At 64.3% G+C, this 19,704-nt stretch carries 18 protein-coding genes and 1 pseudogene; 12 read left to right on the forward strand and 7 right to left on the reverse strand.

From position 1 onward, the window contains the following. Window positions 1-6: 6 nt before the first annotated feature. The gene (locus tag KMZ29_RS22880) at window positions 7-483 is read right to left on the reverse strand and encodes a MaoC family dehydratase (RefSeq protein WP_215621325.1); all 477 of its coding nucleotides are present in this window, start codon (window positions 481-483) and stop codon (window positions 7-9) included. Window positions 484-606: 123 nt separating this feature from the next. Here KMZ29_RS22880 and KMZ29_RS22885 point away from each other — a divergent pair, with 123 nt between their 5' ends. Further along, entirely contained in the window at window positions 607-1,491 is an 885-nt protein-coding gene (locus KMZ29_RS22885) for an amidohydrolase family protein (RefSeq protein WP_215621326.1), read from the forward strand. An 8-nt stretch (window positions 1,492-1,499) separates the two neighbouring features. Beyond that, on the forward strand, window positions 1,500-1,967 hold the full coding sequence (locus tag KMZ29_RS22890; protein ID WP_215621327.1) for a YbaK/EbsC family protein: 468 nt from the start codon (window positions 1,500-1,502) through the stop codon (window positions 1,965-1,967). Between the two features lie 99 nt (window positions 1,968-2,066). Here the strand turns inward: KMZ29_RS22890 and KMZ29_RS22895 are convergent, their stop codons facing one another. Next, window positions 2,067-3,056 (reverse strand): tripartite tricarboxylate transporter substrate binding protein, encoded by a 990-nt coding sequence (locus tag KMZ29_RS22895; RefSeq protein ID WP_215621328.1) that lies wholly within the window; start codon window positions 3,054-3,056, stop codon window positions 2,067-2,069. Window positions 3,057-3,260: 204 nt separating this feature from the next. Here KMZ29_RS22895 and KMZ29_RS22900 point away from each other — a divergent pair, with 204 nt between their 5' ends. Beyond that, on the forward strand, window positions 3,261-4,577 hold the full coding sequence (locus KMZ29_RS22900) for an ISNCY family transposase (protein WP_215620016.1): 1,317 nt from the start codon (window positions 3,261-3,263) through the stop codon (window positions 4,575-4,577). A 132-nt stretch (window positions 4,578-4,709) separates the two neighbouring features. Here KMZ29_RS22900 and KMZ29_RS22905 read toward each other — a convergent pair whose 3' ends face one another. Together KMZ29_RS22905 and KMZ29_RS22910 are read right to left on the reverse strand one after the other, a co-directional pair. After that, window positions 4,710-5,240 carry an REP-associated tyrosine transposase gene (locus tag KMZ29_RS22905; protein ID WP_215621329.1) on the reverse strand — a complete coding sequence of 177 codons (531 nt, stop codon included), beginning with the start codon at window positions 5,238-5,240 and terminating at the stop codon, window positions 4,710-4,712. Window positions 5,241-5,307: 67 nt separating this feature from the next. Continuing rightward, complete coding sequence (locus KMZ29_RS22910; RefSeq protein ID WP_215621330.1) at window positions 5,308-6,216, reverse strand: LysR family transcriptional regulator; 909 nt, start codon at window positions 6,214-6,216, stop codon at window positions 5,308-5,310. Between the two features lie 116 nt (window positions 6,217-6,332). On the opposite strand from KMZ29_RS22910, the gene KMZ29_RS22915 reads away from it, so the two are divergent. Further along, the gene (locus KMZ29_RS22915) at window positions 6,333-7,031 is read left to right on the forward strand and encodes a pirin family protein (protein ID WP_215621331.1); all 699 of its coding nucleotides are present in this window, start codon (window positions 6,333-6,335) and stop codon (window positions 7,029-7,031) included. A gap of 192 nt (window positions 7,032-7,223) precedes the next feature. Beyond that, a pseudogene (locus tag KMZ29_RS22920) lies at window positions 7,224-7,361 on the forward strand (flavodoxin domain-containing protein); the annotation flags it as partial. A 98-nt stretch (window positions 7,362-7,459) separates the two neighbouring features. Here the strand turns inward: KMZ29_RS22920 and KMZ29_RS22925 are convergent. Further along, a complete protein-coding gene (locus KMZ29_RS22925; protein ID WP_249779765.1) occupies window positions 7,460-8,593 on the reverse strand; it encodes a GNAT family N-acetyltransferase in 1,134 nt (377 codons plus the stop codon). A gap of 58 nt (window positions 8,594-8,651) precedes the next feature. After that, window positions 8,652-9,587 (reverse strand): cupin-like domain-containing protein, encoded by a 936-nt coding sequence (locus tag KMZ29_RS22930; protein ID WP_215621333.1) that lies wholly within the window; start codon window positions 9,585-9,587, stop codon window positions 8,652-8,654. A 196-nt stretch (window positions 9,588-9,783) separates the two neighbouring features. On the opposite strand from KMZ29_RS22930, the gene KMZ29_RS22935 reads away from it, so the two are divergent. Continuing rightward, window positions 9,784-10,896: a glycosyltransferase family protein gene (locus KMZ29_RS22935; RefSeq protein WP_215621334.1), complete on the forward strand. Its 1,113-nt coding sequence runs from the start codon at window positions 9,784-9,786 to the stop codon at window positions 10,894-10,896. Between the two features lie 95 nt (window positions 10,897-10,991). On the opposite strand, the gene KMZ29_RS22940 is transcribed toward KMZ29_RS22935, so the two are convergent. Further along, the gene (locus KMZ29_RS22940; RefSeq protein WP_249779766.1) at window positions 10,992-11,978 is read right to left on the reverse strand and encodes a glycosyltransferase family 2 protein; all 987 of its coding nucleotides are present in this window, start codon (window positions 11,976-11,978) and stop codon (window positions 10,992-10,994) included. Window positions 11,979-12,525: 547 nt separating this feature from the next. On the opposite strand from KMZ29_RS22940, the gene KMZ29_RS22945 reads away from it, so the two are divergent. The 6 genes from KMZ29_RS22945 (at window position 12,526) to KMZ29_RS22970 (ending at window position 19,704) form a co-directional block, all read left to right on the forward strand. Next, on the forward strand, window positions 12,526-13,455 hold the full coding sequence (locus KMZ29_RS22945) for a DUF6492 family protein (protein ID WP_215621336.1): 930 nt from the start codon (window positions 12,526-12,528) through the stop codon (window positions 13,453-13,455). Continuing rightward, window positions 13,449-14,888, forward strand: coding sequence for a lipopolysaccharide biosynthesis protein (locus KMZ29_RS22950; protein WP_215621337.1), 1,440 nt, complete (start codon window positions 13,449-13,451; stop codon window positions 14,886-14,888). Before KMZ29_RS22945 ends, KMZ29_RS22950 begins: the two co-directional genes overlap by 7 nt. Window positions 14,889-14,892: 4 nt before the next feature. After that, complete coding sequence (locus tag KMZ29_RS22955; protein ID WP_249779767.1) at window positions 14,893-15,705, forward strand: class I SAM-dependent methyltransferase; 813 nt, start codon at window positions 14,893-14,895, stop codon at window positions 15,703-15,705. A 3-nt stretch (window positions 15,706-15,708) separates the two neighbouring features. Further along, window positions 15,709-16,461, forward strand: coding sequence for a polysaccharide deacetylase family protein (locus KMZ29_RS22960; RefSeq protein WP_249779768.1), 753 nt, complete (start codon window positions 15,709-15,711; stop codon window positions 16,459-16,461). A 158-nt stretch (window positions 16,462-16,619) separates the two neighbouring features. Continuing rightward, window positions 16,620-18,905: a GumC family protein gene (locus tag KMZ29_RS22965; protein ID WP_215621338.1), complete on the forward strand. Its 2,286-nt coding sequence runs from the start codon at window positions 16,620-16,622 to the stop codon at window positions 18,903-18,905. After that, window positions 18,898-19,704, forward strand: coding sequence for a WecB/TagA/CpsF family glycosyltransferase (locus KMZ29_RS22970; protein ID WP_215621339.1), 807 nt, complete (start codon window positions 18,898-18,900; stop codon window positions 19,702-19,704). The genes KMZ29_RS22965 and KMZ29_RS22970 overlap by 8 nt, the downstream gene beginning before the upstream one ends.

The following is a 19,704-nucleotide window of genomic DNA, read 5'->3' on the forward strand; positions in this document are numbered from 1 at the left end:
CGCCCGTCATTGCGGCCGGATGGTCCAGCCGCGGCCGGAGCAGATCACTTCGCCGTGCTGGTTGAAGAAGACGTTGTCGTGGACCACGAACAGCCGCTCGCGCTTGATGAACTTGTCGAGCGCGCGCGCCTCGAGCCGGATGAGGTCGTTGGGGCGCGCCGGAATGTTGTAGCTCCAGGACTGCCCGGCATTGACGGTGCCCGGCGAGCGCATCCAGTCGTCGGCAGGCGTGCAGGAAAACATCAGGAGGATGTGGATCGACGGCGGCGCGATCAGTCCGCCATAGCGGGTGGTCCTGGCATATTCCTCGTCGAAATAGATCGGGTGGTCCTCGCCGACCGATTTGCAGTACAGTTCGATCGCTTCCCTGGTCAGCGTGTAGGGGATGGTCTTGCGCGGCTCGCCGGGGATGATGTCGTCCCAGACCTTGCGCAGATTGGCGTGTTTCCAGAAATCGGTCTCGAAGGCTTCCGCTTGCGCCATGCCGTCCCTCCCGTATCCGCTATCTTGTCATGCCGTCTTGTCATGCCGCCTTGCGGAATTCGTTATATAGTATAATCAATTCGCCGGAGTGTAAAATCAAGCGGCCCAGCCGGGGAAAACAAGATGTCCAAACTGAAGCTGCCCAATATCGACGAGGTCGTGGCGATCGACATCCACACCCATGCCGAAGAGCCCTGCGGCATGCATGGCGACGACGGCTATGACGACTTCCAGGAGAAGATGGCCGACTACTTCAAGTCGCCGAACAAGCACCCGCCGACGGTTGCGGAAACCGCGGCCTATTACCGTTCCAAGAAGATCGCCGCGGTGATCTTTCCGGTCGACGCCGAACGCGAGACCGGATTCCGCCGCTACAACAATTACGAAATGCTGGAAATCGCCGCCGAGAATTCAGACGTGCTGATTCCGTTCGCCAGCATCGATCCGCACAAGGGCAAGCTCGGCGTGCGCGAGGCCAAGAAGCTGATCGAGGAGTACGGCGTCAGGGGCTTCAAGTTCCATCCGACGATGCAGGGCTTCTACGCCAACGACCGCATGGCCTATCCGCTGTATGAAGCCATCAACGACGGCGGCGCGATCGCGCTGTTTCATACCGGCCAGACCGGCGTCGGCTCCGGCATGCCCGGCGGCATGGGAATGCGGCTGAAATATTCCAACCCGATGTACATGGACGACGTGGCGGCGGATTTCCCCGACCTCAAGATCATCCTCGCGCATCCGTCGTTCCCCTGGCAGGAAGAAGCGCTGTCGGTCGCGACCCACAAGCCGAACGTCTATATCGACCTCTCCGGCTGGTCGCCGAAATACTTCCCGCCGGTCCTGGTGCGCTACATCAACAGCATTTTGCAGGACAAAATGCTGTTCGGCTCGGACTGGCCGGTGATCACGCCGGACCGCTGGATGGCGGACTTCTCAAAGCTCGACATCCGCGACGACATCAGGCCGAAAGTGCTGAAGGCCAACGCGCGGAAGCTGCTGGGGATCTGAGGCCGCCCATGAGCCTTGAATCCGTCCGCGCGTTCTTCGCCGAAAGAGCCCCCGAGATCGCCGTGATCGAATCGCCTGTGAGTTCGGCGACGGTGGCGCTCGCCGCCGAAGCCTATGGCGTCGAGCCGGGCCGAATCGCGAAAACGCTGTCCTTGCGGATCGGCGAGCGGGTGGTGCTGATCGTGGCCGCCGGCACCTCGCGCATGGACAACAGGAAGGTCAAGGCGTTGTTCGGCGGCAAGCCCAAGATGCTCGGGCTGGAGGAGGTCGCCGACATCACCGGCCATGAAGTCGGCGGCGTCTGTCCGTTCGGCCTGAAGACACCGCTGCCGGTCTATTGCGACGTGTCGCTGCAGGCGTTCGACGAGGTGGTGCCGGCCGCGGGCTCGACCCACAGCGCAGTACGCATCCCGCCGGCCCGGATGGCCGAACTTGTGAAAGCCGAATGGGTCGACGTGTGTCAGACGCCGGGGTAGTGGCCTCCCGTCATTCCGGGGCGATGCGCAGCATCGAACCCGGAATCTCGAGATTCCGGGTCTGGTCCTTCGGACCATCCCGGAATGACGAGTGCCCCCCTACCCGACCTTGCCGATCTTCTTCACCGCCGCGATCAGGCGCGCCGAATCCGCGGCGACGAATTTTGCGAATTCCGGCGCATCCATGTAGGCGACCGGACTGCCCGCGGTTTCGAAGGTCTTTACAACCTCCGGCGCCTTCACCGCTTGCGCCATCGCCTCGCGCAGCCGCGTCATGATCGGCGCCGGCAGCGCACTCTGCGCGAACAGTCCGGCCCAGATGTAGAATTCGACATCCTTGTAGCCGAGTTCCCTGAAGGTCGGCAGGTTCGGAAAACTCGGGATCCGCTCTGCGCCCCAGTTCGCCAGCACGCGCATCTTGCCGTCATCGACCTGCTGCTTCAGCGTGCCCGGCGCCGATGCCATCGCCTGCACCGTGCCGCCCAGGAGCGCGGTCAATGCGGGGCCGGCGCCGCGAAACGGCACGTGCAACAGCTTGATGCCGGCAGAGGCGGCGAACATCTCCATCGCCACATGCAGCGTGCCGTAGGGACCGGACGAGCCATAGGGAATCTGGCCGGGACGTTTCCTGGCGTCGTCGACGAAGTCCTGCAGCGTCTTCCACGGCGCCGATGCCGGCACTGCGAGCAGCGTCGGATCGGCGAGCACGCGCGCCACCGGCGCGAATTGCGAGACTTCGTAGGCCACCGGGCGGTCGAACAGCCGGTCGGCTTCCGGCAATACCGCCAGCGACGACAGCGTCATCAACAGCGTGTAGCCATCGGGCTCGGCGCGCGCCGCCGCCGCATTGCCGACCGAACCGCCGCCGCCGCCGGCGCGGTTGTCGACGATGACGGGCTTGCCGAGGATTTTCTCCAGCGCCAGCGCCACCGGCCTTGCGGCGAGATCGGCCTGGCCGCCGGCCGGGAACGGCACGATCATGGTGATATTGCGCGACGGATACGGACTTTGCGCGAGGGCGGTGTTTGAGAACGCGGCTTGCGCCAGCGGCAGCACAGCGGCGGCCTTCAAGAGTTCGCGGCGGTTCATTGGTGGCTTCTCCCCGGAGATTTTGTTTTGGTTGTTGGAGGCAGCGTAGCCGAAACCCGTAGGGTGGGCAAAGGCGCTCTTCGCGCCGTGTCAGTAGCTCGTGATCTGTCGCCTGTTTGTAGCTCGTGAAGTGTCGTGTTTTTGGTGCCCCGGAACAAAGGGGGCACGATGGGCACGGCATCCATTCACGAGGGTGTACGACGGATGCGGTTTTCGAGTTTGCTGGATCGGACTGAGGCGAAGGAGCTGACGCAGGAGGCGGCGTCTGAGCTTCTGGGGATCAACGTGCGGACGTTCCAACGTTGGGCGGAACGCTTTGAGGCGGAGGGCGATGACGGGCTGGTCGACCGGCGCATGGGCCGGCGATCACCGAGGCGTGCGCCGGAGGAAGAGCTGGAGCGGATGCTGGGGCTGTTCCGGGACAAGTACGCCGATTTCACGGTGAAGCACTTCCACGAGCAGCTGCAAAAGCGACATGGCTATGTGCTGGGCTACACGGTGACGAAGCTGGCCTTGCATGCTGCGGGCTTGGTGCAGAAGGCGCCGAAGCGTTCGGCGCACCGCAAGAAGCGTCCGCGCCGGCCGCTTCGGGGCATGCTGCTTCACCAGGACGGGTCGCGCCACGTCTGGATCGAAGGTCTGCCGGCGATGGACCTGATCGTCACGATGGACGATGCGACGAGCGAGATCTACTCGATGCTGCTGGTCGAGGAAGAAGGGACGGCGTCGACGTTCCGGGCCTTGGGCGAGGTGATTGGCGAGCGTGGTCTGTTCTGCGCGCTCTACACCGATCGCGGCAGCCATTACTTCTACACCCCGAAGGCCGGCGCGAAGGTCTCGAAGACGCAACAAACCCAGGTGGGACGGGCTTTATCGCATCTTGGGATCGAGCATATCGCGGCCTATTCGCCGCAGGCGCGCGGGCGTTCAGAGCGGGTGTTCGGCACGCTGCAGGGCCGGCTGCCGAAGGATCTGCGGCTCGCCGGGATCAGGACGGTCGAGGCCGCCAATGCGTGGTTGAAGGCGCATTACATCGCCGAGCATAATGCGGCGTTTGCGATCGTGGCCGAACAGCAAGGCACGGCGTTCGTAGCCGACCGGCACGAGGCCTGGCGCGAAGCGCTGTGCGTGATCGAAGAGCGAACCGTCGCCAACGACAACACGATCGCATGGAGCGGCCGGCGGCTGCAGTTGCCGGAGAGCCGGCTCAGGCCCCACTTCGTCAAGGCCGTGGTGCGGGTTCACGGGTATCCCGATGGCACCGTGGGCGTGTTCCTTGGCCCGCACCGATTGGCGAGGTTTGCCGCCGATGGACAGCAGATCAGCCCCGACGCGCCTCAGCCTGGCAGCGTGCTCGGAGCCGTCAAGGACAAGCCCTTACGGGCGCGCAAGTGCGCGTCCTTGACCGCTCCTGCGCGCGCCGCCGTCGAGATAGCGCGGGTCGGGGCGGAGAAACGGGCTTCAAGTCAAACAAAGAAACCAACCCGAGGGGCTAACCTGCCACCAATATCCATGGCATGACCAAACCGGCGGAACCGTCCACGCCTTCCGGCTCCTCCGAAACTCAATAACGAAGGCGACAGATCACGAGCTACAAAAATACGACAACTTCACCCGCTACGGACAAGGCGCTCTTCGCGCCGTGCCCACCATTCATTCACCGAACGAGCCCTGAATATCCTTCATGTCCCCGCCCCAGTCTGCTGCGAGCAACCCGCGGCCAACATAGCGATGGAAGCTACTGTGCGGCCAATCGGCTACGCGCGTAACGTAGCCATGTTTCACCGGATTGAAATGAATGTAGTCGACATGACGCGCGAGATCCGCATCATCGCGAATTGCGTGCTCCCAATAGCGGCGCTGCCAGATGCCTTTTTCCCGTTTGGCGACCTTGCTTTCGGATCGCGCGAGGGCCGGATCGAGCCCTCGTGAAAAACCACTCTTGATCAGGCCCCACCGAATCGAGAAATCTGAATCCCCTTCCGGCAAGGCCCAAATGCAGTGAACATGATCGGGCAGGACGCAGACTGCAACAGTCTCGAACGGTCGGCTTTCTTGAACGATTCGATAGCTTTGCCGGAGGCGTCCGATCTCATCGATCAGAAGATTGCTCGGCCGTTCGGCGAGAACGACCGTAAAAAAGAAGACGCTGCCCTTGAACCTTGCTCGTATGTATTGCGGCATAGCGCATGTATCATATCACCAAAGGTGGTGGGCACGGCGCAGATGCGCCTTTGCCCACCCTACGAAGTTACTTTTTCCTACCCCTGGCAAAACGCCTGGCGAGAAAATCCGCCAGCACTTCGACGCGCACGGGACGCGGGCCGCCGGATGGCATCACCAGATGCACGGCGCCTTCGGCCTGCTTCCAGTCTTTCAGGATCACCTCGACCTCGCCCGAGGCAATGGCGTCGCCGACGATGAAGTCCGGCAGGTCGGCGATGCCGAGCCCTGCCAAAAGCGCCGGCATCAGCGCCTCGCCATTGTTGACGCGCAGCGGTCCGGCGGGGCGCACGCTGGCCTGCTCGCCTGCGGCATTGGTGTAGTGCCAGACACCGGGTGTGGAGAGATAGGCATAGCCGAGGCATTTGTGCTGGGCGAGATGCATCGGATGGGTCGGCCGGCCATGGCGCCTGAGATATTCCGGCGAGGCCACCGTGTAGCGCGGCATCGCGCAGAGCCGCCGCGCGACCAGCGAGGAATCCGGCAGGCTCGCGATCCGCAAGCCCGCGTCGAAGCCCTCGCCGATCAGGTCGACCATGGCGTCACTGAGGTGAAGATCGATCGCGACATCGGGATATTCCTTGAGAAACTCCGGCAGGATCGGCGCCACCGCTTTCAGCCCGAACGTCATCGGTACCGCGAACCGCACCAGCCCGCGCGGCGCCACCGACTGCGCCAGCGCCTCGTTCTCCACCGCCTCGCCGTCGAGCAGCAGCCGCGCGGCGCGCTCGGACAGTTTTTGCCCGGCATCGGTCAGTGCGAGCCGCCGCGAGGTACGGTTGAACAGCCGGGCGCCAAGCCGCGCCTCCAGCCGGGTGACCGCCTTGGACACGGTGGCCTTCGACAGCGCCAGTTCGGTGGCGGCCGCCGCAAACGACCGTAATTCCACGACTTTTGCGAAAATCGCGAGGCCTTCAAAGTCCGGAAGTCTTGCCATCTGCGCCACCCGATTAGGACAATTCTGGAAACAATATGTTTCGACAGTTTCTATTTCTAATCTACCCGGAAGGGCATATCCAGACGCCAACGGAATTGAAGCCAAGGAAATATCCCATGATCGAACTCAGACCCTTTGCAAAACTCGGCGGCGCCGACCACGGCTGGCTGAAGGCCAAGCACCATTTCTCGTTCGCGAGCTACTATGACCCGAGCAATATGGGCCATGGCTCGCTGCGGGTGTGGAACGATGACGAGATCGCGCCGAACACCGGCTTTCCCGCCCATCCCCACGCCAACATGGAGATCATCACCTATGTCCGCGAAGGCGCGATCACCCATCAGGACAGCCTCGGCAACAAGGGCCGCACCGAAGCCGGCGACGTGCAGGTGATGAGCGCCGGAAGCGGCGTGCGTCATTCCGAATACAATCTGGAGCCGACCAAGACCAAGATCTTCCAGATCTGGATCGAACCGAAGGCGCAAGGCGGTCAGCCGACCTGGGGCGCGAAACCGTTTCCGAAGGCGGATCGCTCGGGAAAATTCGTCACCATCGCCAGCGGTTTTGCCGCCGACAACAATGCGCTGCCGATCCGCGCCGACGCGCGGGTGCTCGCCACCACGCTGAAGGCCGGCGAGAGCGCGGAATATGCGCCCGATAGAGCGCGCAACCTCTATCTGGTGCCGGCCGCGGGTGCGATCGAGATCAACGGCGTGCGGGTCAACGCCCGCGACGGCGTCGCGATATCAAACGAAGCGAAACTGACGATCACCGCGCTGGAAGATTCGGAGCTGGTGCTGGTCGACGCGGCGTAAGGCGCGGAGACAACCCAACACGCCACTCGTCATGCGCGGGCAAGAGCGCGAAGCGCGTCTTCGCGCCAGGTGACCCGCGCATCCATCCCTCTTCGAGAAAGTCTTGCGAAGAAGATGGATGGCCGGGTCAAGCCCGGCCATGACGATGTTCCTTTGCCTTCGCAACAATCACAACGCTCACGGAAGCCCCCAATGACAAAAGTTCTCGTTCTCTATTATTCCGCCTATGGTCACATCGAAGCGATGGCGAACGCCGTCGCCGAGGGCGCGCGCGAAGCCGGCGCCTCGGACGACATCAAGCGCGGACGCGCGATCGCGGAGACCGCGAAGAAACTGCATGGCTGATGCGACGCGGGGCGGCATTTCGTTCCCGGAATGCCGCCCTATCTGCTCGGCGGAACGACGGCCCGATACGGGAATCAACCCTCTTAGTGCGAGGGCGGTTTGCCGAGCGCGCGCTTGATAATGGCCGTGAGCCGCGGATAGTTGCGCAGCTCGCGTGCGACGCGGTCGCGCAGAGCGTAGGGCAATCCGCGCCAGCTCAGGGCGGCCGACAGATCGGCCAGTGCAATCGGCGCCACGCCGAAGCGGCGCTTGTAGGCGTAATTGCCGATGCTGAAATCGACCTCGCGGACGCCGTCCCCATGCAGCGCCGCCATGGTGCGCTCGATGATCAGCCGGCCCGGCGAACAGTTCGACCATTTCTCGCCGGCATTGCTGATGCGCACCATCACGTAGCGCGGCCCGACGCGAACGCCGAGCAGCGTCGCCACCACCTCGTCGCCTGACGTCAGCGCCGAGACCACGGTAAAGCCGCTGCCGATGCCGTCATTGATCAGGTTGCGGTAGAACGCGGCGCAGGTCTCGTTGTTGAGGATGAAATTCAGCCCGAGCTGCTGCATCCGCGCGCCCTGCTGGGCCTCGGTGACGGCGAGAATCCGCAAGGCGTCGTCCTTGTCGGCAACGATCCTGAATCCGGCGGCGGGATCGCGCGTGAACACCCGCCAGCTTCGCTCCAATTCCTTGCGCACGGTGCGCCCGAGCTGAAAACGCCAGGCATCATAGTCGTCGCCGGTCGTGACGATGTTGCCGTTCAGCGAACAGGAGCCGGCGCCATCGAGCAACGCCAGTGGATTGGGCTGGCCCGCGAGATCGAGCGGCATCTTGCGCAGCCGAATGAGATCGGCGCCACCAGGCATCCGCCGCAGCGCGGCTTTCAGGTCGCGCCACATCGCGCGCGCCGCCTTGGCGTCGCGCGGGGCGGCTGGGCCAAGCAGCGGCGCGTTGTAGTCGGTGAGATCGAGATCGGCGAACTCGACGATCCGGATGCCCTTCTGCAGGCGGCGGACGAGCGGCAGCAATGCGGCCCGTTCGCCGGTGACGGCATCCGAGACCATGGCCAGCAGCGGCTCGACATCGTCGAGCCCGGCAAAAGCCCGGTACCATGCATCGAGCCACTGGCTGTCCTGGAACGGCGTCGGCGGGCTGACATCGCTCCAGCGCGACGCGGCCTGTTTCCAGTCGGATGCGAATTCGACGCGAAATCCAGCTGCGCGCGCCATCGCGCGCGCCCCGGGTTTTCCGCCTGTTGCCGTCAATACGGTCATTGCCGGTCTGTCTTCACGCCGCCTTCGGCAGATCGACGATCCTGCCGGGCTGCGCGGCATCGAGCCGGAAGTCGATCGGACGGCGCGCGCTGCGCTCGCGCTTGACCCAGCTGCTGTCGCGCAGCAGCTTTTGCAGCACCGCCTTGGCGAAGAAAGACGGGCCGCGCAGGTTGCGGCTTTTCGGCTGATAGCCGAAGCGGTGGCGCAGCAGGCCGTTGGCGAGGTTGACGATGTCGGTGCGCCGGATTTCGTCATTCACATACGACACCGTCATCGAGATGTTCACGGTCCCGAGATTTTCGACGCGATGCGGCGCGTTCAGCGGCCAGCTCAACATCTGGCCGGGCTCGAGGTCGAGCACCTGCGCATGCGCGTCGTACCAGGGGGCGTAGGGTATATCGACCTCGACATCGAACAGGGCGATGTCTTCGAGATGCTCCGGTTTGAGGAATGGAGGGGAATTGGGATAGACATAGACGCGCTTGCGTCCCGCGATCTGGATCAGACCCTGTCCCGGCAGATCGGAGTGATAATAGACCTGCGCGTCCGGCGAGGAGATCAGAATGCCGGCCTGGTATTTCGGCGCCTGGAAACCGGGAACGTTGGCCGCGATCTCCGCGAACATGTCGTCGAGCATGGTGCGGTAAGCGCTGTCGACGCCGGAGACATTGCGCAGATTGAGCCAGAGGCCGCCGCCGGCGATCGCGTCCATCACCTGGCGGCCACTGAGATTGCCGATCTCGCCCTCGCGCCACAGCCGACGGGATTCCTTCGCGCCGGTTTGCACCAGGCTGTAATGTTCGCGCGGATAACGCTCGATCAATTCGGCAAGCCTGTCGGTGGAAAACAGCGGCGACTTGTGCAGTCCATGGGCGAGCCGGATCGGCTGCCGCTCCCAGAGCAGTGAATGGGTGTCGTCCCAGTTCGTGAAAACCCTGTCTCTGGCCATCGTATCGCTCCTGCCGACTCTGTCTCGAAATCCGGAAATGCCGTCACCGCCCAATGTCCCGTTATGAGACGGCCGGGTATCCTTCGCGCTTTATCTGGCAAGAAGGGTGCCGAGGCGCGGCCGCCCGCTTACGGTAAGATAAGGTCTGCGATGTATGGCTAACGCGGATATTCGAGAAAGGCGCGGCCGCGGCAAGATGACTTCAGAACCAGCCTACCAGGCGCTCTTTCTCGGAGCGGGGCCGCAAATGCAATGCGGCGTCGGCCACTTCACGCGCCTGCTCCAGGACGCGATCGAAAAGCTCGCTCCCGGCAGTTGCGGATCGTTAACCCTGACGCGGTCGGAGGGAACGGCCGCCGACATCTGGCGGGCGGTCGGATCGGCGCGGAGCGTGGTGTGCAACTTCCCGATCGTGGCCTGGAAGCGCGTGATATTCCGGCCGCTGCTGGCGTTGGCCATCGCGCGGCTGCGGCGGCGGCGCGTCGTCCTGGTTCAGCACGAGTGGGGCGGGCTGCACTGGCTGCGCCGCATCACCTACATTCCGGCGCTGCTGCTCGCCGATACCATCCTGATGTTCTCGCCGCTGGTGCGCCGCGAACTCGCCGACGACCCCGTGGTCGGCTGGACGCTGCGAAAATGCATACTGGCGCCGCTGCCGCCGAACATCGAGGCCCCGGCGGGCATCGCCGATTCCAAGCTGCGGCAGCGGCTGGCCGCCGCGCGGGAACAGGGACGGCTGGTGATCGGCCATTTCGGATCGATCTATCCGGGCAAGCAGCCCAATGCCCTGCTTCAGATCGGCGCGATCCTGAAGGAGCGCGGGCTAGATCCCCTGATCGTCTATGTCGGATCGTTCATTCGCGGCGTCGACACCGTGGAGGACGACTTTTATGCCCGTGCCGCCGAACTCGGTATCATCGACGATGTCATCGTCAGCGGCTACGTCGCGTCCGACCATGAAGTGTTCGGCCTGTTCAGCGAGATCGACGCATTCTGCTATCCCCTCGATGAGGGCCTCACCGCGCGGCGTTCCAGCATTCTCACCTGCGTGCAGTCCGGCCGGCCGCTGATCGTCACCGGCCCTGCTTTGCCCGACGAATTCGATCATCACCCGCGCTTCAAGGAATTGATCGACCGCGGCGCCATCGTGCTGGTGGCGCGGGGATCCGAGGACGAAGTCTACGCCGACAGGATTGCTGCCGCGCTGAAATGGCCGTCGGTGCAGGCGCCGTTCGATTTCGACGGCTGGTGGCTGGACGTGGCGCAGGCGGTCCGTGCGCAACTGGCCGTCGTTCCGGGGCGCGAGTGAAACGAGCGAACCCGGAACCTCGAGATTCCCCGGTGCGCAATTGCGCACCTGAGGTCTGGTCCTGCGGACCATCCCGGAATGACGCATTGCTGCGCTCAGGAAACGATCTTCGAGGCCTTGTACTGATGCGGTTCGATGCCGATCGCCGCCAGCGCGCTGCCGGCAGCCACCGTCACCGGATGCAGCGCAATCAGCACCTTTTGCCCCGATAGCACCATGCGGCCGGCGCGGAACAGCGACAACGGCAGCATCGCCAGCATCTTGGCCAGCACTCCCAGGCGCGCCCACGGCGTTCGCGCCGCCTTGACCTCGATGTGATAGTTGATCGCGCCGATACGCAGGCCGCGTAGCGCAAGCCATCCGGGGTTGGTCCGGCTCGGCGGCACGGTCTCGGTGATCACGGCTTCCGCGGCCCAGTGGAATTTCATGCCGGCCTGGCGGCAGCGCACGAAGAAGTCGGTATCGCCACCGCCGAGGAAATTGAACCTGACGTCGAAGGCGGGATCGCCGAGCCGCTCGAATACCGCGCGCGTGATCAGGCAATTGCCGCAGCCGTAGATGATCGGCACCGTACCGCTGTAATCGTAGGCCGGACGAAAGGCAGGATGGCGGCCGAGCCCGCGCTTGCTGTGATCGTCGAAATTGGGCTGCACCGGCCCGCCGACCAGATCGGCGCCGGTGGCTTCGGCGCTGCGCACCATCAGCTCGAGCCAGTCCCTCGAGGCGATCTCGTCGTCGTCGATCATCAGGAAATGGGCCGCACCGGGAAACGTCGCGCGCGCGGTCTCGAACGCGGCATTGATCGCATGGCAATTGCCCTGCCGCGGCTCGATCACGCACAAGCCCGCAAACTTGCCGGCCCGCAGGAATTCGGCAGCGACCGGCGCGCTCTCGCAGCCGGCGGCATCGTTGTCGACGATGACGACCGCGAAACGGCGATCGGTGCGCTGGCCGGCGAGCGACTCCAGCGTCAGCCGCAGATGCTGCGGACGACGGAAACAGGGGATGCAGACCACGATCGGAATCGAGCGATCGAGCCCAGGCGATGCCGCAGCCAACGCGCGGGGGGCGTCCGGCGTCATGTCCGGGGCCTCCATCGGCTGGCGTCCTGCAGTCTGGCAATCCGGGTCATGGCGCGTGCTTGGCTTTCGTTCGATGGTTCGTTCAGCATGTCTCGGGACGGGATCACGCCGCGAAGTCGCGACACAACCGTCTCAATTTGACCGGCCGCTCGCATCCCGCAGCAGCGCCGCTATCGCGCCTGGCGGCCGCGGCGACGAATTCGAAAAATGTCTCAAATGCGGACACTCCGGACAGCCCCGCTGTGCCGGAATTGCCAGGCGCAGGACGATCGCGCCGGGAAACGATTGATTCTGTCATGCGTCCACGCGCTTTTCTCGATCCGTCTATGTTGCGCGATCGTCATAGCAATATCCGGTCCACGCCTCGCCACGCGGTCGCAAATGATCCGGCGATGGTTACCGGCGCAAATTAACCAGTTTCGAAACGCCGCAAGGTCTCGCGGCGCTGTCGGCACCGATCTTGCTCTTACGCTGCCCAAGGATACCCGGCCTCAGTGCCCAGCGCCCTGCAAGGGTCCTGAATGTCACTGCCAGAGAGAAATACGCGATGAACCCTGTAGCGCTGTTAACCCCAACATACGGGCGCGATCTGGAACTGTGCACCTTGCTCTGCGAGAGCGTCGATCGTCACGTCAAATCATTCTCGAAGCATTATCTGCTGGTTCCCGATTGCGACCTGTCGCTGTTCTCTCACTTCGAGAGCGAACGCAGGATCGTGCTTCCGTCCTCCAAATTCCTGCCGAAATGGCTGCGGCCGCTGCCCCGCATCATCCAGCGCAAGCGCCGCCAATACTGGTGGTCGTTCCGGACCATGCCGGTGAGCGGCTGGCATGTGCAGCAGTATCTCAAGATCGCCGCGACCACCTCGCTGCCGCACCACCGATATTGCATCCTCGATTCGGATATCGTGTTCTTCCGGGACTTCGACCTGTCGCGTTTCGAATATCCAAACGCGATTCCGCTGCTCAATATGCGCGACGAGGTCACATCCGACCAGTTCCGGCATTCGCGCTGGGTCGAGACCAGCCATGAACTTCTTGGCCTGCCCACGCCGCCGCTTCCGGCGTCGGACTTCATCGGTCACATCATGTTCTGGGATAAGGAGACGACGCAGGCGATGGCCGCGAGGATCGAGGCCGTGACCAACCTGCATTGGGTCGAAGCCCTCAGCCAGACCCGCGAATTCTCCGAATACATGCTGTACGGCTATTTCGTCGAGAACGACGCCGGCTTCTCGGCGCGGCACACGCGTACCCCGCGCACCCAATGCGTCAGCTATTGGGATGATCCGAAACTCAGCCGGGACGAGTTGAACCAGCTGCTTCGCCGCGCAGGCAAGGATGACGTCGCCTTCTCGGTCGCGTCCTTCTCCGGCACGCCGGTAGAGACCATCCGCGCGGCCGTCGAGGAGAACGCGACCGTGCAGACGGACCGTACCGCAGCGATCGAACCTGCAGGGCTTGCCGCGTTATGCTGATCGGACAGGCCAGCATCAATCTGACCGCCAATATTCTCTCGGCATTGCTGGGACTATTGAGCGTGTTCATTTTCACGCGGCTGTTTTCGCCGCATGATTATGGCATCTACCTGCTCGGGCTGGCGTTTGCCGCCGTGGTCAGCGTCTTCCTCGCGGGCTGGTTCCGCAATCTGATCCTGAGCGGCCACGCCAAAGACGACGGCACCGACGTCCGCGGCCTCGTCGCAACCGGCTATGTCGTTTGCTGTCTGGCCGCGCCGGCTGCCTACGTACTCGGCCGCCTGGTCGGGCTCGACGCAATGGCGGCGATCGCGGCGGTCGTGCTGGCGGTTGCGATCGGTCTGTTTGAATTGACCCAGGACCTGGTCCGCGCACGGCTGATGGCGATCACGGCCATGAAGGCGACGCTGGTTCGCGCCGCCGCCGCGCTTTGCCTGGGCATTGCTGCCGCCATGCTCGGCCGGACCGGAATTCTCCTGCTGGCGTCGTCGGCGCTGGCCTATCTGCTCGCCATCGCGGCGCAGCGATCGGCGTGGCGCGGAACGGTCATCAAGTTCGATCGTGCCCGTTTGCTGGCCGCGGCGAAGCAGGGGCTGCCGCTGACGCTGTCGCTGACCTTGCTCGCGATCTCCACCGTCGCCGACCGCTTCATCATCGCCAACCTCGTCGGCACCGCCGATGCCGGAAAATACATCGCCGGTCTCGACCTGGTGCGGCAGACGCTGATGATGCCGGCGATCAGCGCCGCCGCCGCGTTCTTCCCGCTCGCCGTGCAGATCCACGCCAGCCAGGGAAAGGCCGCGGTACGGTCGCATCTCGGCGAATGCGTCGAATTGCTGCTGAGCATTACGCTGCCGGCCTGCCTCGGCTTCGCCGTCATTTCCTCCCACGTCGCCAACGTCGTACTCGGCGTCGATTTCCGCGCCATGGCCGCGGAGACCATGCCGATCGTGGCCGTCGCCGTGATTTTCCAGATCCTGACGCAGCAATATCTGCACGTCAGTTTCCTGCTGTCGGGACGCAACTCCTTTTATCTGATCAACACGGCCTCGATCATCGTGGTCAATATTATCCTGTCCTACGCCCTGATCAGCGGATACGGCACGGTCGGCGCGGCATGGGCACGGCTCGGCGCCGACCTGTTCGGGTTCGTCTGCGCGCTGATCCTCAGCCGCCGAGCCTTCCCGATCCCGCTTCCGCTCGGACGGCTGGCGCTGACCGTGATCGCCGCACTGGTGATGGCGCTGGTAGTGGCAGCGCTCGACAGAAGCCTGCACGTCTCCGACCTGACCGCTTGCGTCGTGCTGGCCGGCGCCGGACTGGCGAGCTACCTCGCGCTGTGCTGGCTGTTCGACATCTCCCGGACCCGCGGGCGCCTGAAAGTCGGCTTCGCGTTTTTCAGAACCAAACTCGCAAACATCAATATTGGATAGGCCAGTGAACAAGACAGTCACGATCGATCTCGCCCGCGCCGTCCCCGTCGCCGCCGATGCGCGCACCGCAGACGCGTTCGCGCATCCAAAGGCGTTGCTCGACCTGCCGCCGGGCGAGGCCCGCGAAAGCCTGCTTGCGGTCCATCGCGTTCTCGGCGAACAACTCCCCCCGACTAAGCTCGCGATCTACGAGGCAGGCGGCGGCTCGACCAGCTTCCTGCCGCTCGACGTGCTCGGCCGCGCCCATGTCACCGTGGTCGATATCGACGAAGACCAGATCCGCAACAACGACTACGCGCAGAAAACCATCCTCGGCGACGTCCAGAGCTACCGGTTCGCTCCCGGCAGCTTTGACCTCGTGATCTGCTACAACGTGATCGAACATCTACCCGACGTCGAGGCGGCGCTGCTGCGGTTTTGCGAGTCGCTGAAGCAGGGCGGCCTGATCCTGATCGGCGCACCAAACCCGAAATCGCTGTCCGGCGTCGTCACCAAATACTCACCGCACTGGTTCCACGTCTGGTTCTACCGCCATGTGCGCGGCGACAAGAAGGCCGGCCTGCCCGGCCAGGCGCCGTTCCCGACCTTCTTCCACCCGCTGGTCACGCTTTCGAGGCTGGAGGCCTTTGCCGAGGCCCACGGCCTTCAGATGATCTACCGCAAGGAATACGAGAGCCCGCGCTATCCGGAGATGCGGGCGCGCAAGCCGGCCTTCGCCGCCCTGATCGATGCTGCCGCCGCGGTCATGAATCTTCTTCTGCCGGGGAAGACCGACGTCCGGCACGGCGATTATCACGTGATCCTGCGAAAAAGCTGAACCATGTACGCAATGTGGTCCGAAGCCAAAGCCAGAGTCAGCCACCGGCTGGCGACGCATCTGAGCGTCGAACCCTTCCGGCTGCTCAACGAGACCCCGATGGTCAGCTTCACCTTCGACGACATTCCGAAGAGCGCCGCCACGACCGGCGCGAAGCTGCTCGAGGATCATGACGCGCGCGGCACCTTCTATGTTTCGGGCGGGCTGGTCGGCACGGCGGCAGCCGACTGGACGGCCGTCGATGCCCAGGACGTCATAGATCTGCATCGCAACGGCCATGAGATCGGCTGTCACACCTTTTCCCACAAGCGGACCTGCGACCTCGATGCGGAATCGCTGGCCGCCGAGATCGCGCGCAATGGCCGCTATCTGCGCGCGCTCGACTCCTCCATCAAGGTCGAAAACTTTGCCTATCCCTTCGGTTACGGATCGTTCGGGCGCAAGGGCCAGCTCAAGCAGGCGTTCCAGTCCTGCCGCAGCATTGTGCCGGGCATCAACAGCGGCACGGTGGACCTGCAATTCCTGCGCGCGATGCCCCTGATCGACCGCCGCATCGGCCGCCCCGAGATCGAGCGCGCCTTCGACGAAGCGCAAACCCATAACGGATGGTTAATTTTCTACAGCCACGACGTCGCCGACAAGCCCAGCGCGTACGGCTGCTCACCCGATCTCATGAACCATGCCCTGGAGGCGGCATCGCGCCGGAAAATCCCGGTTCTGAACATGGCGGAGGCGTTGCTATGCGCGGGCGCTTAAACGCTTTTTTTGCCATTTCGGCGAATAGTCCCTCAATGAGTATGGTTAATTTTTCCTGTTGCGTTTGTTCCGCGCTTTTTCCCCTGCGCGCGTTGCGTGACCCGAAGAGTAACCCCTCAGCCGGGCGCGTGCGGCAGTTCGAATGAAAGCTGGGGACCATGCTTGTCTATGACAAACCGATAGATCAGGCCGAACCTGCAGCCTCGCCGGCGCCGCAGCGAATGCTGGCCGGCATCAGCGTGCTGGAACTCGTCCGGCTGCTGTGGCGGCACAAGGTCGCGATTGCGAGTGCGGGCCTGATCTGCGCCGTAGCCGCCGTCATGATCGGCAAGAGCCTGACACCGAAATATTCGGCGACCGCCCAGCTTTACGTCGACCCCAGGGAATTGCAGCTGGTCGAACGCGAACTGACGCCGCGCGCCCAGGACGTCAACGGCCTCGCCATGCTGGTCGAAAGCCAGGCGCGGCTGATCACCTCGAACGGTGTGCTGCTGCAGGTGATCAAGGACACCAGGCTCGACAAGGATCCGGAGTTCGGCGGCGGCGACGCCAAGGGCGTTCTCGCCTCCCTGCTCGGCCTGTTCGGAATCGACAGGTCTGCCGCCGACGCCAAGCTCGGCCAGATGACGGCGCTGGAAGCGCTGAACCGCCACATCAACGTCAAGAAGACCGACCGCACTTTCATCGTCGACATCGACGTCTGGTCGTATGACCCGGCCAAAGCGGCGATGCTCGCCAACGCGATCTCCAACGCCTATCTCGCGGAATCCAAGAAGTCGCAGGCCACCGCCGCACGGCGGGCGACCAGCGATCTGTCGGGCCGGCTCAAGGAATTGCAGGAACGGCTTCGCACCGCCGAGAACGCGCTCGCGACCTACAAGGCACAGAACAATTTCGTCGGCACCCAGGACACGCTGATCTCCGACCAGCAGCTTTCGGCCAGCAACCAGCGGCTTGCTGCGGCACGCGCGCTGACGCTCGATGCGCAGGCCAAATACGACCAGATCGAAGCCAGCCGCCGCGCCTCGGCTGACGCCGGCGCCATTCCGGAAGCGCTGCAGTCGCCGACCATCGCCAATCTGCGCTCGCAGTATGCCGAGGTTCGCAAGCGCTATGCCGAGCTGACCAGCGAATTGGGGCCGCGGCATCCCTCGCTGCGCCAGATGGAAAAGCAGGTCGAGGACCTGCGCCGCAATATCAACGAGGAAGTCGATCGCTTCGTGCAGTCGGCGAAGAACGACCTGACGCGCGCCCGGGAATACGAAGCGTCGCTGAACAAGGCGCTGGAAGCGCAAAAGCGCCAGAGCGTGCAGCTGAGCCAGGCCTCGGTGCGGCTTCGCGAGCTCGAACGCGACGTCGAGGCCAGCCGCGACGTCTATCAGTCCTTCCTCAAGCGCTCGCGCGAAACCGAGGAGCAGGAAAGCCTCAACACCTCGAGCGCCCGCATCATCGGCGAGGCCACCGTGCCGCAACGGCGTACCTTCCCGCCGGCCATGAGCATGATCGCGATGATCGGCTTCATGATGGGCGCGCTCGCCGCTTCGGCCTGGACGGTGGCGGCCGACCGGCTGTCGCCCGACACCACCGAGCCGCAACCGGCACGGGCCGAGCTCAAGACACCGACCCCGCCATCGAAGCCGGCGGCAAGCAACCAGCCGAGGCAAAGGGCTCCGGCGCCCGTTGCGTCGGTCGAGAAGCCGTTGATTGCGCGCCTGCAGGAGTCCGACGTGGTGCGGACGCTCGGCGGCATCCTCAGCCTCGGCGGCGTTCCCGACGCCGCGCGGATGGGCTGGCCGACACTGCGCGCGGGTTCGCCCCAAACGGCGTTCCTCGACGCCATACGCACGATCCGCGGGATTGCGGCGCGGCGCTCGCCCGCCGACGCAATCCCTGTATTGGCCGTGATCGGCGCGGGCGCCGGCGAAGACCGCAGCATCGCCGCGCTGAACATCGCGTTGGCGACCGCGCGCGACGGCGCCAGCGTGCTGATGATCGATGCGGACCACACGACGCACGCCATATCGAACAAGGTGAACGGCCTCGGCAAGAGCGAGCCCAGCCGTCTCGGCTGGCTCTCGATCGGCACCAGGACCTCCCGCGCGATCAAGACCGCGAACGGAATCTCGATCCTGCCCATCGTCAGGGGAACCGACGCCAAGGCCGCTGACGCCATCCGCAAGGCGATCGCGCAGGCGCGTTCCGCCGGCGGCTACGATCTCGTGATCCTCGACGGACCGGCGATGCCTTTCAGCGCGGCCGGCCGCAAGCTGTTCGATATCGCCGATGGTCTCGTCGCCGTGCTGCCCGTCAGTCACGACATCAACGACGCCATGGAAGACATCATCACCGCCCTCGGCGGCGCGGAGCGCAAGCTGACCGGCGTCATCCTGAGCGAAATTCACCCCGCGGCCGTCAGCCGCCAGCGAGACAAGCAATATGCCTGAGCGTCGTGCAAATCCCATCGGCAGGGCCGCCACGGCCGGTGTGCCCCGAATATCGCTGGGCGGGCTGCGGCTCGCCGTGCTCGACATCGAGCAGACCGCGAATTTCATGATCGAGATGGTGTTCCCGGAACGCCGGGTCGGCCGTCCCCTGTATCTGACGTCGGCCAATGGCGAGGTACTGGCGCGCTGTTCGACCGAGCCGATGACCGACCGGCTGTTTCGCGCCGCCGACCTGATCAACGCCGACGGCCAGCCGCTGGTCGCGGTGTCGCGGCTGCGATCGCCGATGCCGCTGCCCGAGCGCGTCGCGACCACCGACCTGTTTCACGTAGTCGCCCGCAAGGCGCAGGAAGCGCGGCTGACATTCTACATGTTCGGCGCGGAGGAGGCGGAGAACGCCGCCGCCGTCGCCAACGTCCAGAAAGCGTTTCCCGATCTCAGGATCGTCGGGCGCTGCCACGGCTATTTGCGAGGCGATGCGCTGCGGGCCAAGGTCGACGAGATCAATGCGCTGGCGCCCGACTATTTGTGGGTGGCGCTCGGCGTTCCCTACGAGCAGGCCTTCGTCGAGGAATTCACGCCGCGGCTGTTCAATGTCGGCGTCATCAAGACCTCGGGCGGATTGTTCAACTTCCTGTCGGGCAGCCGCGCCCGCGCGCCGCAGTGGATGCAGAATATCGGCCTCGAATGGGCCTGGCGCATCTGGCTGGAGCCGCGCCGGCTGCTCTGGCGCTACCTCACCACCAATCCGCGCGCACTCTATCTGCTGTTCTACAAGAGCCGGACGCCGGGGGGCTAG

Origin of the sequence: Bradyrhizobium sediminis, from assembly GCF_018736085.1 — a bacterium.
Lineage (GTDB): Bacteria > Pseudomonadota > Alphaproteobacteria > Rhizobiales > Xanthobacteraceae > Bradyrhizobium > Bradyrhizobium sediminis.

What these genes read in the sequence shown, in the direction of transcription:
- KMZ29_RS22945 (WP_215621336.1), top strand. Translation starts at nt 12,526, where the DNA reads ATGAACCCTGTAGCGCTGTTAACCCCAACATACGGGCGCGATCTGGAA.
- KMZ29_RS22895 (WP_215621328.1), bottom strand. Translation starts at nt 3,056, where the DNA reads ATGAACCGCCGCGAACTCTTGAAGGCCGCCGCTGTGCTGCCGCTGGCG.
- KMZ29_RS22910 (WP_215621330.1), bottom strand. Translation starts at nt 6,216, where the DNA reads ATGGCAAGACTTCCGGACTTTGAAGGCCTCGCGATTTTCGCAAAAGTC.
- KMZ29_RS22950 (WP_215621337.1), top strand. Translation starts at nt 13,449, where the DNA reads ATGCTGATCGGACAGGCCAGCATCAATCTGACCGCCAATATTCTCTCG.
- KMZ29_RS22925 (WP_249779765.1), bottom strand. Translation starts at nt 8,593, where the DNA reads ATGGCGCGCGCAGCTGGATTTCGCGTCGAATTCGCATCCGACTGGAAA.
- KMZ29_RS22885 (WP_215621326.1), top strand. Translation starts at nt 607, where the DNA reads ATGTCCAAACTGAAGCTGCCCAATATCGACGAGGTCGTGGCGATCGAC.
- KMZ29_RS22935 (WP_215621334.1), top strand. Translation starts at nt 9,784, where the DNA reads ATGACTTCAGAACCAGCCTACCAGGCGCTCTTTCTCGGAGCGGGGCCG.
- KMZ29_RS22940 (WP_249779766.1), bottom strand. Translation starts at nt 11,978, where the DNA reads ATGACGCCGGACGCCCCCCGCGCGTTGGCTGCGGCATCGCCTGGGCTC.
- KMZ29_RS22930 (WP_215621333.1), bottom strand. Translation starts at nt 9,587, where the DNA reads ATGGCCAGAGACAGGGTTTTCACGAACTGGGACGACACCCATTCACTG.
- KMZ29_RS22890 (WP_215621327.1), top strand. Translation starts at nt 1,500, where the DNA reads ATGAGCCTTGAATCCGTCCGCGCGTTCTTCGCCGAAAGAGCCCCCGAG.
- KMZ29_RS22965 (WP_215621338.1), top strand. Translation starts at nt 16,620, where the DNA reads ATGCTTGTCTATGACAAACCGATAGATCAGGCCGAACCTGCAGCCTCG.
- KMZ29_RS22880 (WP_215621325.1), bottom strand. Translation starts at nt 483, where the DNA reads ATGGCGCAAGCGGAAGCCTTCGAGACCGATTTCTGGAAACACGCCAAT.
- KMZ29_RS22960 (WP_249779768.1), top strand. Translation starts at nt 15,709, where the DNA reads ATGTACGCAATGTGGTCCGAAGCCAAAGCCAGAGTCAGCCACCGGCTG.
- KMZ29_RS22915 (WP_215621331.1), top strand. Translation starts at nt 6,333, where the DNA reads ATGATCGAACTCAGACCCTTTGCAAAACTCGGCGGCGCCGACCACGGC.
- KMZ29_RS22900 (WP_215620016.1), top strand. Translation starts at nt 3,261, where the DNA reads ATGCGGTTTTCGAGTTTGCTGGATCGGACTGAGGCGAAGGAGCTGACG.
- KMZ29_RS22970 (WP_215621339.1), top strand. Translation starts at nt 18,898, where the DNA reads ATGCCTGAGCGTCGTGCAAATCCCATCGGCAGGGCCGCCACGGCCGGT.
- KMZ29_RS22905 (WP_215621329.1), bottom strand. Translation starts at nt 5,240, where the DNA reads ATGCCGCAATACATACGAGCAAGGTTCAAGGGCAGCGTCTTCTTTTTT.